The organism is Phnomibacter ginsenosidimutans, assembly GCF_009740285.1.
Taxonomy (GTDB): Bacteria; Bacteroidota; Bacteroidia; order Chitinophagales; family Chitinophagaceae; genus Phnomibacter; species Phnomibacter ginsenosidimutans.
This window is the reverse complement of sequence record NZ_CP046566.1, coordinates 964681-979356: the sequence shown is the minus strand read 5'-3', so window position 1 is coordinate 979356 and position 14676 is coordinate 964681. Positions and strand designations below refer to the sequence as shown.

The following is a 14676-nucleotide window of genomic DNA, read 5'->3' as shown; positions in this document are numbered from 1 at the left end:
CATTCAATACACTCACATTTCAAACAAGTGCAGAAATTTATGAAAGCCAATAAAAAGAAAGACCGGATGGAAAAGAAACCAATCACTATTAAAGAAATAGCCAAACGATTGAATATTTCTGTTTCTGCTGTTTCAAAAGCCCTGCATGATGATAAAAGCATTGGTCTTCGTACAAAGATGCAGGTAAAGAAAATGGCAGAAGAGCTTAACTATCAGCCAAACCAAACAGCCATATTTTTACAAAGCGGCAAAACACATACAATTGGTGTCATATTACCCCATCTTTCCGAAACCTTCTTTCCTCAGGTTATTTGTGGCATTGAAGATGTAGCCATAAAAAATAATTACGTAGTACTACTGGGCCAGTCAAATGAAGATCCAGAAAGAGAATTGATGTTGTTAGAAAGCATGAAAAAGCATCGTGTTGATGGAATTCTGATATCAATATCCAAAGACACTACAAATTATGACCGCCTGGCAAAATACAAAGAAACCATACCCATGGTTTTTGTAGACAGAATTCCGGACATGAAAGAAATACACTATGTAGCTTGCAATATGGTATCTGGCACCATACAGGCGGTAAGTTATTTACTTCAAAAAAAACACCGTGTTATTGGCATGGTAAACGGCCCGGAAAAATTTTTTGCCAGCAAAGAACGCCTTGATGGTTATCGGAAAGCATTAGAGAAACACAGACTAAAATACGACACTTCACTTGTGATAAATTGCGATTTATCAAGAGATGAAATACAGGAAGCAGTAAAAGCATTGCTGAATCATAAGCGAAAACCAACTGCCATCGTAGCCTTTCATGATAATGCCGCAATGGAGATTATTGAATATCTGATGAGCACAAAAAAAGACAAACAAATTACTGTTGTAAGTTTCGCTAACCTTCCCATGACTGCTCATTCTATTTTCAGGCCAGCAGCCTCTGTTGAACAATATCCCTATTTACAAGGTCAAAAAGGAATGGAAATCTTGCTGGACATTATGAATACAAAACAAATAGCAGCAGAATCGCCAAGTCCTTACTACAAAATAATTCTCGACTCTCACTTAAAACTACTTAAACCATAAAGCCATTTTACACGAAGCAACATATGTTTCAGCTTCATGAACTTACAAATCTGCTTCTTTTTATAAATCATTATTTCTTTCCCCTCCAAGAATACTAAAACGTTATATCAAGTATTGAGAGTGATACTTACCTAAATTTAAACGGTAAAATTAATCAATCATTTCATTGATTATGAATCGGCTTGCTGCTATTTACTGTTTTATTGATTTTTCAGCCGATTTCATTCAATGATGTAAGATAGTTTGCTATGGCAGAAAATGTATTTGATGCAATTGTAGTAGGCTCTGGCATAAGCGGCGGATGGGCTGCTAAGGAGTTGGCAGAAAGTGGGTTGAGGGTTTTATTATTAGAACGTGGTCGCAGCTTTGAACATCTCACCGATTATAAAAATGCAAATACAGAACCCTGGGATTGGCCACACAGAGGACGCCCTACCCTAAAACTTATTGCAGAATATCCTGTATTGAGCCGTGATTATTTGATGGATGAAAATATAATGGATTACTGGCCAGATGAACAGGACTGCCCCTATACAGAAATAAAACGGTTTGATTGGTACAGAAGTTATCAGATGGGTGGCAGATCTATTATGTGGGGTAGACAAAGCTATCGACTAAGTGACATTGATTTTGAAGCGAATGTAAAAGATGGCATAGCCATAGATTGGCCTGTGAGATACAAAGACATTCAGCCATGGTATGATTATGTAGAAAAATTTGCTGGCATCAACGGTTCTATTGAAAAATTACCTCAATTGCCCGATGGAGTATTTCAGCCGGCTATGCAAATGAATGTTGTAGAAAAACAGTTTGCTTCTGATATCAAAAAATACTTTAGTGGCCAGCGTAAAATCATCATTGGGCGATCAGCAAATCTTACAAAAGAACTACCGGGAAGAAACAAATGTCAATACCGGGACAAATGTGCATTAGGCTGTCCTTTTAGCGGATATTTCAGTACACAGTCTTCTACACTTCCTGCTGCAAAAGCTACAGGTAATTTAACTATACGTACATGGAGTATTGTCACCCGGGTGCTTTATGATAAAGATACCATGAAAGCGACAGGAGTAGAAGTGATTGATGCACAAACAAACAAGACCATTCATTTTAAAGCAAGAGTAATTTTTCTAAATGCCTCTACTTTAAACAGCACATGGATTCTAATGAATTCTGCTACGGACGTTTGGCCTGATGGTTTAGGCAGTAGTAGCGGCGAGTTAGGACACAACCTAATGGATCATCATGTTGGAGTTGACGCTTCGGGAATTGTAGAAGGCTACGAAGACAAATATTACTTCGGCCGACGGCCAAATGGAATATACATTCCTCGATTCAGGAACTTATTCGGAGATAAACGAAACTATATAAGAGGCTTTGGCTATCAGGGGAGTGCCAGCAGGCAAGGCTGGAACCGTGATATTGCAGAATACAGCATCGGTAAATCTTTAAAAGAAATCCTGTGCGAACCAGGACAATGGCAGTTTGGTATTGGCGCTTTTGGCGAAATGCTACCGTATCATGAAAACCATATACGATTAGACCATACAAAAAAAGACAAATGGGGTTTGCCTGTATTGGCCGTTGATTGTGAAATAAAAGAAAATGAACTGGCAATGCGCAAAGACATGCAACAAGATGCCATTGATATACTTCAGTCCTTAAAAATTCAAAATATCAAATCTAACAATGAAGCAGGAGCACCAGGCAGAGCAATACATGAAATGGGAACAGCCCGAATGGGCAATGACCCAAAAACTTCTGTGCTGAATAAATGGAATCAGGTATGGGATGCCATGAATGTATTTGTAACCGATGGCTCATTTATGACTTCATCAGCATGCCAAAATCCTTCGCTCACCTATATGGCATTTACAGCGAGGGCTGCACATCATGCCATAGCTGAATTAAAAAAAGGAAATCTATAACTCCCTCTACTATGTCGGATTCAATAAACAGAAGAAAACTCTTAAAGCATCTAAGTATAATGGCTGGAGCATCTGCCCTTCCATTTATTAGTGAAGCTCAATCACAGAGCCCATATGAAAAGCTTGAGCTTAGTTCTCAACCAATAAATAATACCCCAAAAAAACCTGTTACTGTAATTACAATTGGAGCGGGTGCAAGAGGAAATATTTATGGTGACTATGCAATTGATTATCCCAAACATCTGGATATAGTAAGCGTAGCAGAACCAATTCCCTTCAGAAACGATTATTACGCCCAAAAACACAACATACCTGCTGCCAAGCGATTTTCTACGTGGGAAGATGTGTTCAAAATTCCAAAGTTTGCAGACGCTGTTATTATATCCACTCCGGACAATTTGCATTATGAACCATGCATGGCTGCATTAAAAGCGGGTTACGATGTTTTGCTTGAAAAGCCCATTTCACCCAGCGAAAAAGAATGCAGAGATATACTGCACCTTACCCAAAAAACAGGCCGCATTGTTGCTGTTTGCCATGTACTGAGATACTCTCCTTATTTTATACAGTTAAGAAACCTGATACAATCCGGAGCAATTGGCCAATTGGCGAGTATACAACACTTTGAGCCAATTGAACATACACACATGGCTCACTCTTATGTACGGGGCAATTGGAAAAACAGTAAAGAAAGTACACCGATCATTCTGGCAAAATCATGCCATGATCTTGACATCATCAAATGGATGATTGGAAAGAAATCAACCCATATACAAGCCTTCGGAAATTTGATGTGGTTTAAAGAAGAAAATGCGCCTGCAGGAAGCACAAGCCGTTGTACCGATGGATGTGCTGTAGAAAAAACATGCCCCTATTCAGCCATTCGTATATACTATGAAGAACGGCAAAGACAATATGCTTTTGACTTGCCCGAAGACAAATCGAAGCATGGCGAATACATCATGAATTATTTGCGAACCGGACCTTATGGAAAATGTGTATATCGGGTAGACAATGATCAATGCGATCATTACGTAACCAATATGCAATTTGAAGATGGAGTTACTGCCAGTTTTAGCATGGAAGCATTTACTCCATGGGGAGATAGAAGAACCCGCATCATGGGTAGCATGGGATATATAGAAGGCGACATGAATAAGTTCACCATTTATGATTTCAGGACGAAAGAAAGTAAAACAATAGACGCAGCAACAGCAAATGTTGCCAATTATAAAAATGAAGGACACGGGGGTGGAGATTACCGTTTGGTAAACGACTGGATTCAAGCAGTAAGTCAGCAAAAACCATCCCTGCTTTCTTCTACCATAGAGGCTTCAATAGAAAGTCATGTAATGGGTTTTAAAGCAGAAGAAAGCAGAAAAACAAATACCGTACAATCTATAGATGTGTAATGAAAAACAATATGTATAGAAATACTTTCAGCATTGTCATGTTTGCTGTACTTGCATTTTCTTGCAACAACAATGCTGCAAAAGAATCTGTTCCCCAAACTACCCCATTGAGCATTGGCATTCAACTCTGGACTTTTCATCTTGCTTCTTTTACTACAGCGTTGGAGAAAGTTGACAGCTGCGATATTCGATATATTCAAGCCATATCCGGACAACCAATAGGAAACACCGCAAATGACAGTTTTAGCTCATACATGCCGGTAAGAGCTAAAAAATATGTGCAGGAACTTCTCGCAAAAAAAGAGATACAAATAAAAGCCTACGGAGTGCTCAATCCACAAAGCAGAGAAGAATGGTTGCAGCATTTTGCTTTCGCAAAAGAAATGAAAATACCTCTACTGGTTACAGAACCAATCACTGCACATTGGGATTATGCAGATAGTTTAGCTGGTGTCTTCAATATAAAAATAGCAATACATAATCATCCTGCGCCGGCTCAATATTATCATCCCGACTCTGTGCTGGCTGCTATGAAAAATCATTCACATATTTATGCCTGTGCCGATATCGGACATTGGGCCAGATCGGGCCTGGATCCTGTAAAGTGCTTACAAACATTGAAGGGCCGAATAGCCGACGTTCATTTTAAAGATGTAGCAGCGTTCAATGTAATTGAAGCCGATAATATGCTGCTAGGAAAAGGTGTTATCGATTTACAAGCGATAATTGAAGAGCTTCAAAACCAGAAGTACGAAGGCATCCTTACCATTGAACATGAACAGAATTGGGAAAATAACGTACCTGATTTGCTGCAAAATATTAAATGGCTAAATGATGCCTTCCGAAAAATAAATTACAATCAGAAGTAATATGCCCCGCCAAACCACCTCCAAAAATTCATCCAATACATATGCACTTGTTGCTATTGGTATACTCTTTTTTATTTTTGGTTTTGTAACATGGATTAACGGAACCCTGATACCATTCCTTAAAATTATTTGTGAATTAGAAAGTGATACCCAAGCCTTTTTGGTTGTAACGGCATCTTATATGGCATATTTCTTTTTGGCGCTACCATCAGCTGCCATATTAAAAAGAATAGGCTATAAAAATGGCTTGTCATTGGGATTGCTGGTAATGGTAGCAGGCACTTTAATTTTTATACCCGCAGCAAAAGAAAGAAGCTTCGCTTTATTTCTTACCGGTTTGTTTTTGCAAGGTGGTGGTTTGGCATTACTACAAACAGCCTCGAATCCATACATCAGTATTCTTGGCCCCATTGAAAGTGCGGCAAAAAGAATAAGTATGATGGGTATTAGTAATAAAGTAGCAGGTGCTTTAAGCCCTCTTATATTGAGCTCTATTTTATTAGGCAATATAAATGCAACGCAAGAGAAGATAGCCGCCAACTTATCTCCAGAGTCCAAAGAGTTGTTACTCTCAGAATTGGCAAACAGGATTATCACTCCGTATATTATAATGGCTTTGGTCTTATTGCTATTGGCATTTTTTTTATACAAATCAGCATTGCCTGAAATAAAAGAAGAGATTATAGAATCAACAGATATTGAAGAAAAAAAAAACAATATTTTCATTTCCCCATTTATGGCTTGGTGTACTATGCATCTTTCTATACGTAGGGGCTGAGGTAATGGCTGGTGATGCCATAGGAATTTATGGAAACGCTATGGGAATTCCTTTACAGAGCAGCAAGTATTTTACCTCACTTACACTTTCTTCTATGCTACTTGGGTATGTGGCTGGAATAATATGTATACCAAAGTACATAACACAACAAATAGCACTTAAGATTTCTGCATTATTAGGTATAACATTAAGTATCGGCATCTATTTTAGTCATGGCTACCCTGCTATTATAATGATAGCCCTGTTAGGGCTTGCAAATGCACTTATGTGGCCTGCAATTTTCCCGCTTGCCATTGCCAAACTAGGAAGACATACAAAAACAGGAGCAGCATTGCTGATAATGGGTATAGCAGGCGGTGCAATCATTCCATTAGTATTTGGAGAACTGAAAAGCATTCCTGGCATCGGATACAAATTGGCATTTTTTTTATGTGTAATGCCTGCTTATTTATATATCCTCTTTTATTCCATCAAAGGGCACAAAGCAGGTCAACAAAAAGCACTCACACTTTCATAGCAGTTTTATGAAGTATAAAGATATTAGTGTTTTGAAGGCAGCACCAGAATGCCAGTCAGAAAGTAAAGATGAAGATGCTATAGCTATTGAGTTACGTAAAGAAGCAAGAAGGTTATTCAACAGCCATAAGGAGCCAGCTACATTATCTGAATGGGAAGTAAAGAGAAAAAAGATTACTGTATCCATTATAGAAAAAGCGGGGATTGAGTTTTATCCCAATCTTCCGCTTAGTATACATGTAACAAATTCAATATCGTTTCCACAGTATAATGTTCAAAGTATTTACTTTCAAACTATGCCTGGGGTATATAGTACAGCCTCCATTTATATACCCAAAGGTGAAGGCCCCTATCCTGCTATAGTAAACACACATGGCCACATAGAACATGCCAGAAGAGCAAAGTCGGTGCAAGAAAGAGCTCACCTACTGGCACAAAATGGATTTGTGTGTATTTGTATGGATGCGTTTGGATCCGGTGAACGTTCTGAAATACACAACCATTCAGATTATCATGGAGGTAATATGGGGGCTGCTCTTTTAAATTTTGGCAAGTCCCTTCTTGGCGTTCAGGTTACTGAAAATATAAGATGTGTAGACTTGTTGTGTAGCTTGCCTATGGTAAACCCCCACCTGATAGGAGCTACCGGAGAAAGTGGAGGAGGCAATCAGGCCATGTGGCTTGCAGCGATAGACGAACGAATAAAAGCTTGTATGCCCGTTGTTAGCGTTGGCACATTTGAAGCATACATTATGGCGCATAATTGTGTGTGTGAATTACTGCCAGAAGGATTAATGATTGCTGAAGAATCACAAGTGTTAGGTTTGATTGCACCAAGAGCATTAAGTGTATGCAGTGCCCTGCAAGAAAAACATAGTGCATTTAGCCCTACTGAAATGCTTCGTACTGTAAAAAATACTGGCAAAATATTTAAGCTATATAAGGCATCAGAGAAGTTTCATGTACAAATATTTAATAATGAGCATGAATTTTCTCAATCCATGCAAGTAGCAATGGTACAGTGGTTTATCTCACAATTAAAAGAAAGCGTCAATTTCCCTCAAACCCATGGATACCCAACCTCATTGCCAGTAGAACAACTGCTAACATTTTCAGATATTGTAAGAAGCCCATCTGTAATAACTCAACCTGAATATCTTCTTTCTTTAAGTACAGAATACAATCCTACACACACAGAAAATGCAACTGAAGAAAGAACACTGCTAAGTAAATTAATAGGTGTAGATCCTAAAATTATTTTCTCAACCAATCAATTGAAGAGAGTACAGGAAAACAATAAACACGTATTAGTGCTTATAAATACTAGTACGAGTAGTGCTGACATAACGCCAGACATTCCGCACCATACTATTCCACTTTGGGGTACAGATATACACAAAGCGCCAACTGCATTTTATTTTGATGATCAAATGGTGCCTTTTCATACACTGTCACGGTCTTTATTATGGCTTGGCAAAACGGTACAAGGCGTATGGGTGCAGCAAATAAACCAGTTCATCAATGATATTGAGCACACTAAAGCAGAACATGAATTGGTAATACATGCACATAAGGAGGCAGCAATTGCTGCACTTGCATTTGCTGCAATTACAAAAAAGAGAATGCACTTGTATCTATATAATGCACCTATAACTTATGCTCATCATGCAAATACCAAATACACTAACTATTTCTCCATGGCAGTGCATATACCAAAAATATTTACTTGGGGAGATATGGTAAAGATTGCAGCGCTTAGCAATGCGGAAATAACAATATATAACCCACGGAATATTCAAGGCGAAAAAATCAAGCCAGAACAAATACAATCGTGGCAATCATTATTCAAAAAATACCAAGAAGCCTACCATACTTCGGGCAGCGTTTCTTTTCATATATCTTAATAACTATAACCAAATATGAACATTCAAACATTTGAAAGCAAACAGTCATTGGGCAAAGATGCTGGCGCCAAAACTGTAGCAATTATAAAAGATGCTATTCATCAAAAAGGTAATGCAAATATTATTTTAGCCACAGGGAGCAGTCAATTTGAAACGCTGAATTTTCTTATTCAAGACACAACGATTGATTGGAGTAAAGTCACTATGTTTCATCTGGATGAATACATAGGCATCAGTAGTAATCACAGTGCAAGTTTTAGAAAATATCTCACTGAAAGGTTTCTGAGCAATGTGCCGCAGTTGCAGAATGTATACCTCATCAACGGCGATACTGATGCAACAGCCGAATGTGAAAGACTGCAAGCGTTAATAAAAAATCACCCTATTGATGTAGCACTGGTTGGAATCGGAGAAAACGGACATCTTGCGTTCAATGATCCTCCAGCAGATTTTGAAACTGAAGAACCTTTTATTGTTGTTGCTTTAGATATTGCCTGCAGGCAACAACAAATGAAGGAAGGATGGTTTGCCCATATTGACGAAGTACCTACACATGCCATAAGCATGTCTATCAAGCAAATATTAAAATCTGCAAGCATTATTTGTTCCGTTCCCGATGCCAGAAAAGCTCAAGCTGTATACAATACAATTACTCAACCGGTTTCACCATTATACCCGGCAAGTATTCTCCGCAATCACCCCAATACATACGTATACCTCGATACGGAATCTGCCTCTCTATTACCATCCAACTTATAAGCTGACTTCTTGAAAACGATATACCATAACGCTCAGGTGATAACGCCCAACCACATCCTTGCCAATGGCTCGGTTGTAGTTGAAAATGATATCATCATCGGAATAGAAAGAAACTTACCCTACGTACAAGATGCTATAATGATAGATGTAGAGGGAAAGTATCTTTCTCCGGGCTTCATTGATATACACGTACATGGTGGTGGTGGTTTCGACTTTATGGATGCAACCATTGAAGCTTTTGAAAAAATAGCTCAATCACATAAAGCTCATGGTACTATAGCGCTTATGCCTACTACGCTTACGAGTACGCCGGAATTACTGGAGTCTGTATTGCAAACCTATCAGGAAATTAAAGCTCAAAAATCTTCGATTATACGTTGGTTGGGCATGCATATTGAAGGTCCGTATTTTGCTCTTGCACATAAAGGTGCACAAGATGCCCGTTTTATACGCAACCCCAATGAAGAAGAGTATACAAGATTGTTTCAACAATATCCGGTAATTGCAAGATGGAGTGTTGCACCTGAGCTGCCCGGTGCTTTAGCCATGGGAAAATATTTATGCCAACAAGGTGTAATAGCGTCAATAGCTCATACCGATGCAGTGTTTGACGATGTAATATTAGCCGTAGAAAATGGATACAGTTTGCTAACCCATTTATACTCCGCCATGAATGGCGTAGTAAGAAGAAACACTTACCGAATGGCTGGAGCAGTAGAATCCGCTTTCCTACTACCTTATATTGATGCAGAAATCATAGCTGATGGCATTCATATACCTCCGGCATTGCTACAATTGATTGTGAAAAACGTTGACACCTCTCGTATTGCCCTCATTACCGATGCCATGAGGGCTGCAGGAACCAATCACACTACATCTATACTTGGAGATACATTAAATGGACAGCCGGTGTTGATTGAAGACGGTGTGGCCAAATTACCCGACAGAAGTGCTTTTGCAGGAAGCATTGCCACCATGAACAGGCTGGTATACACCATGTGGAAACTGGCGGGTATTCCTTTGGCAGATTGTATTCGCATGGCCAGCACCACTCCGGCAAGAATTGCGAATGTGCAACACGCTATTGGCAGCATTGCTATTGGCAAACAAGCCAAAATGATTGCATTTGATGAAAATGTGCATGTTCATCAAGTTTTTGCATAAACTATTGAAAACCAAAAAGATACTTAATTATTTTCTTTTTTTGAAACTCCATTGAGCGATTGGGAAAGCCAGCTAAAGAAAGGCGACAACATTGTACTGGCAGCCTTTGGCGGCGGCTTTACCTGGGGCGCCACCTGGATTAAGTGGGCCTACGACGGACAATAACCTTGTTTGATAACTGACCGTTATAAATGCGAACATCATGTTCGCATTTTATATTTATTGCAGTAAAATTTTTTCCGTGATGAAAACGATGCTTGCCTTCTTTTTTTGCCTGAGCAGCTTTTTTGCCGTTGCACAAAAGCACCCCATTGAACGTACCTGGTACAATGCCGAAAAAACCTCGAAGATTAAAATTTACAAAGCGGTAGATGGTAAATATTACGGCAAAATAGTGTGGCTGAAAGTGCCCAACGATCCCAACGGTAAGCCCCGCACCGACAAAGAAAATCCGGATGAAAACAAACAACAGAAGCCATTGATGGACCTGCTGATTCTTACCGGCTTTGCCCTCACCAACGACAACAATGTACTGGAAGGCGGTAAAGTGTACGACCCCAACAATGGCAAAACCTATTGCGGCAAACTCACCCTCAAAGGCAATGTGATAGACCTGCGGGGCTTTTTGTGCAGTATGAGTTTTTTAGGCCGCACTTCGCAATGGACGCTGGCGGAATAAGGGTTAAAACAACCCCGAAATCACCCCATCATCGCTGAGATCCATTTGCTCGGCAGCGGGTTCTGCCGGTAGGCCGGGCATCCGCATCATGTCGCCTAAAATGGGTATTACAAAACCGGCACCACTGGCCAGCTCAAATTCACGTACCGTTATAGCAAAATTTTCGGGGCGGCCGAGTTTGCGTTCATCATCGCTCAGGCTTTTGGGGGTTTTGGCCATGCATACCGGCAATGCCTGCAAGCCCAGTGTTTGTATGGTTTTCAGATTGGCTTTGGCCTTTACCGAATAGTCTACACTGCTGGCACCATACACTTCTTTGGCGATGCGTTCAATCTTTGTTTCAATGGGTTCGTCCCAACTATACAAAGGTTTGAATTTGTTTTGTTTACTCTCAATCATTTGCACCACGGCGTTAGCTAAATCGGCTGCACCTTTGCCGCCTTCGGCAAATGCCTTACTCACAATGGCCTGCACACCCAGCGCAGCGCAATAGTCTTGCACGGCCGCAATTTCCGCCGCATCATCCGCAGGAAAATAATTGATGCACACAATGGGCCGGATGCCAAACTTCAATACGTTTTCGATATGTTTTCCCAAGTTAGGCAAACCCGCTACCACCTTCGGCACATCGGCCGTTTGCAGCTCGGCTTTTTTAGCCCCGCCATGATGCCGCAATGCTTTGATGGTAGCCACCAGTACCACCGCTTCGGGTTGCAAACCTCCTGCTACACATTTAATATCGAAGAATTTTTCGGCACCGAGGTCTGCCGCAAATCCAGCTTCCGTTACTACATAATCCGCCAGGCTCAATCCCATTTTTGTAGCCACAATGCTGTTGGTGCCTTGCGCAATACTTGCAAAAGGCCCACCGTGCAAAATGGCAGGATTGCCTTCCAGCGTTTGTACCAAATTAGGTTTGATGGCATCTTTCAACAATGCCGCCATGGCGCCTACGGCATGCAGGTCACGGGCATACACGGGCTGCCCGTCAAAAGTGAAGCCGATGAAAATATTACCCAGTCTTTCTTTTAAATCAGCAATGCTTTGGCTCATGCACAAAATGGCCATGATTTCGGAAGCCGGCGTAATGTTGAAACCATCTTCCCGTGGAATGCCATTGTTGGTACCGCCCAGGCCAACCATAATATGGCGCAGTGAACGGTCATTCATGTCCATCACCCGCTTCCACACAATGGTGCGGGGATCTATTTGGAGGCTGTGTTTTTTGTTTTGCAAATTATTGTCGATAAGTGCCGACAACAGGTTGTTCGCTTTTTCAATAGCACTAAAATCGCCGGTGAAATGCAGGTTGATGTCTTCCATCGGAATGACCTGTGCATAGCCACCACCGGCAGCACCACCTTTAATGCCAAACACCGGACCGAGTGATGGTTCCCGCAACACGGCCATCGCTTTTTTCCAATGGCATTCAAGCCATCCGTAAGGCCCACGCTCATGGTGGTTTTGCCTTCGCCATAGGGCGTAGGTGTCATGGCTGTTACCAAGATCAAATGATGCTCTGGCCACACGGCATCGTTGATGAGCTTGTGCGGCAACTTGGCTTTGTATTTACCGTAGTATTCCAAATCATCGTTGCTGATGCCGAGCTTGGCAGCAATTTCTTTGATATGTCGAATGGGTGCAGCTTGAGCTATCTGCAAATCGTTGGGGAAGGCAGGCATGCAATCTTTTTTAGTAACAGCAATTTCGGTGGAAGCAACAGCGTGGCCTATGACGGCCGTCATTAACCCGCCAAAGGCTTGCGGGCAAAGGCGATGAAATCGGTAGCCGGAATATTGGTTTCGCCCAACTGCCGCATCATGGTTACCAACTGGCCCCGGTGAAAAGTGGAGTGATTAAATACATGCAGCAACACTTCCCGCACCGGCTGTGCAAATTCTTCGCCCCTCGAATTTTTATACATGAGCAAACTGTTGATGGCGTCTTCATTGAGCGACTGCTGAATGAAGGGCTCCCACTGCAGGCTTTGCTGCATGAGGCCATTGCAGGCGTCTTTCAAAGAAGGATCGAAATTGGCAGAGGGAATCACCAGGTGCTCATGCAGCCGCATCCGTTGCCACCAGCCACTTTCGGCATCCCACATGTGCAAAATGGTTTTGTACAAACTATCGAAGCTCGACGGCACTTGCTGGTACCATTTGGCTTCTTCCATTTGCTGAATGTGAAACAACAATTTGTGATTGGCCCATACATTGTACGCCGCATATTGACAAAGAAGCTCTTTCATAGAAATGGGGGAAAGGATTGCTTTTTAAATGATAGTTTTGAACACAACTGGTGCTAATAAATGTATTTAAGAAATCATCATGGCAGATAAAAATTTTCCGTTGAGTGGCTGGAGCAGTGCCGCCATTCATGCAGGTCACGAACAAGACCCCAACAGTTCTCACATTACCCCCATTTACGCTACATCAACCTTTGTGTTTGATACAGCGGAAGAAGGCATGGAACGCTTTGCCAGCCTCGATAAAGAAAAAGTGTACAGCCGCTGGGGCAACCCCACGTTCAAAGAATGCGAACAAAAAATAGCAGCGCTTGAGGCCTTTGGTTTGAGTGATGAAAATGGACAACCACTCGAACTGAAAGCACTGCTGCATGCCAGCGGACAAGCGGCCATGGCTACCTTATTTTTTAGTACGCTGAAAGCTGGCGACAAAGTACTGAGTCATCATTCATTGTACGGCGGCACATATGAGCTGCTGCACAAAGTGCTGGCCAATAGCGGAATTGAACCCATTATTGAAGACCTGCACGATTTGGAGAAAGCAGAAGAATGGTTACAAAAAGATGACAGCATCAAGCTCATTCACATTGAAACACCAGCCAACCCCACCATCCGTTGTGTAGATATAGAAGCCTTGACACAAATTGCCAAGCGTTATGGAAAACTGGTGTCTGTAGACAACACATTTGCTACCCCCTATTTACAACAACCTTTTGCTTACGGTGTCGATTTTGTGTTTCATTCCACCACCAAATTTTTGAACGGACATGGCTCGGCCATTGGTGGTGTGCTCATTGGCAAAGACATTCATTTCATGAAAACCACGGCATGGAAATGGCATGCATTATTGGGTGGCAATGCCAATCCTTTTGATGCCTATTTGTTGACGCAAGGCATCAAAACTTTAGAACTACGCATGGAACGCCATTGCCACAACGCTATGGAAGTAGCACAGTTTTTGGATGGCCATCCCAACATTGAACATGTGAATTATACCGGCCTGCATCAGCATCCGGATTACTACATCAGTGCCAAACAAATGCGGCACCCCGGCCCTATGATGAGCTTTGAGTTGAAAGGCGGACTGGAAGCGGGCAAGCAATTTATCAATCGTTTGAAAATGTGTACCAGAGCGGTTTCACTAGGAACGGTAGACACATTGCTTAGCCATCCGGCCAGCATGAGCCACGCAGGCCTCAGCCGCGAAAACCGTTTGCTGTTCGGCATTACCGACGGCCTCATTCGCATGAGTGTGGGCATCGAAAATGTACAGGATATTATTGCCGATCTCGACCAGGCTTTGCGGGGTTGAGGCTTTGCGTTTATCATTCAGAAAATA

General features: G+C 41.5%; 13 protein-coding genes and 1 pseudogene. 12 read left to right on the top strand and 2 right to left on the bottom strand.

The features are described from left to right. The first annotated feature begins 39 nt into the window (after positions 1-39). The 11 genes from GLV81_RS04310 to GLV81_RS04265 all read left to right on the top strand — a co-directional run bounded on the left by GLV81_RS04310 (position 40) and on the right by GLV81_RS04265 (position 11092). A complete protein-coding gene (locus tag GLV81_RS04310) occupies positions 40-1083 on the top strand; it encodes a LacI family DNA-binding transcriptional regulator (protein ID WP_246186246.1) in 1044 nt (347 codons plus the stop codon). A gap of 248 nt (positions 1084-1331) precedes the next feature. Next, positions 1332-3011, top strand: a complete 1680-nt coding sequence (locus GLV81_RS04305) for a GMC oxidoreductase (RefSeq protein WP_157477183.1) — start codon at positions 1332-1334, stop codon at positions 3009-3011. Positions 3012-3070: 59 nt separating this feature from the next. Continuing rightward, on the top strand, positions 3071-4423 hold the full coding sequence (locus GLV81_RS04300; RefSeq protein WP_157477181.1) for a Gfo/Idh/MocA family protein: 1353 nt from the start codon (positions 3071-3073) through the stop codon (positions 4421-4423). Further along, a complete protein-coding gene (locus GLV81_RS04295) occupies positions 4423-5292 on the top strand; it encodes a sugar phosphate isomerase/epimerase family protein (RefSeq protein WP_157477179.1) in 870 nt (289 codons plus the stop codon). The genes GLV81_RS04300 and GLV81_RS04295 overlap by 1 nt, the downstream gene beginning before the upstream one ends. A gap of 1 nt (position 5293) precedes the next feature. Beyond that, positions 5294-6070: an MFS transporter gene (locus GLV81_RS19960; RefSeq protein ID WP_246186245.1), complete on the top strand. Its 777-nt coding sequence runs from the start codon at positions 5294-5296 to the stop codon at positions 6068-6070. Between the two features lie 4 nt (positions 6071-6074). After that, entirely contained in the window at positions 6075-6587 is a 513-nt protein-coding gene (locus GLV81_RS19955; protein WP_246186244.1) for an MFS transporter, read from the top strand. 7 nt (positions 6588-6594) lie between these two features. Further along, complete coding sequence (locus GLV81_RS04285) at positions 6595-8490, top strand: alpha/beta hydrolase family protein (RefSeq protein ID WP_157477177.1); 1896 nt, start codon at positions 6595-6597, stop codon at positions 8488-8490. Between the two features lie 15 nt (positions 8491-8505). Continuing rightward, positions 8506-9249 (top strand): glucosamine-6-phosphate deaminase, encoded by a 744-nt coding sequence (locus GLV81_RS04280; RefSeq protein ID WP_157477175.1) that lies wholly within the window; start codon positions 8506-8508, stop codon positions 9247-9249. A gap of 9 nt (positions 9250-9258) precedes the next feature. After that, on the top strand, positions 9259-10413 hold the full coding sequence (gene nagA / locus GLV81_RS04275) for an N-acetylglucosamine-6-phosphate deacetylase (RefSeq protein WP_157477173.1): 1155 nt from the start codon (positions 9259-9261) through the stop codon (positions 10411-10413). A gap of 51 nt (positions 10414-10464) precedes the next feature. Beyond that, positions 10465-10578: a 3-oxoacyl-[acyl-carrier-protein] synthase III C-terminal domain-containing protein gene (locus GLV81_RS21075; protein WP_281350771.1), complete on the top strand. Its 114-nt coding sequence runs from the start codon at positions 10465-10467 to the stop codon at positions 10576-10578. 79 nt (positions 10579-10657) lie between these two features. Beyond that, complete coding sequence (locus tag GLV81_RS04265) at positions 10658-11092, top strand: DUF2147 domain-containing protein (RefSeq protein WP_197428923.1); 435 nt, start codon at positions 10658-10660, stop codon at positions 11090-11092. Between the two features lie 3 nt (positions 11093-11095). Here the strand turns inward: GLV81_RS04265 and GLV81_RS04260 are convergent. Then, positions 11096-12774 (bottom strand): annotated as a pseudogene (locus GLV81_RS04260) (formate--tetrahydrofolate ligase). 62 nt (positions 12775-12836) lie between these two features. Next, on the bottom strand, positions 12837-13340 hold the full coding sequence (locus GLV81_RS04255) for a DinB family protein (protein ID WP_157477169.1): 504 nt from the start codon (positions 13338-13340) through the stop codon (positions 12837-12839). A gap of 79 nt (positions 13341-13419) precedes the next feature. On the opposite strand from GLV81_RS04255, the gene GLV81_RS04250 reads away from it, so the two are divergent. Further along, positions 13420-14649 (top strand): trans-sulfuration enzyme family protein, encoded by a 1230-nt coding sequence (locus GLV81_RS04250; protein ID WP_157477167.1) that lies wholly within the window; start codon positions 13420-13422, stop codon positions 14647-14649. Positions 14650-14676: the final 27 nt, after the last annotated feature.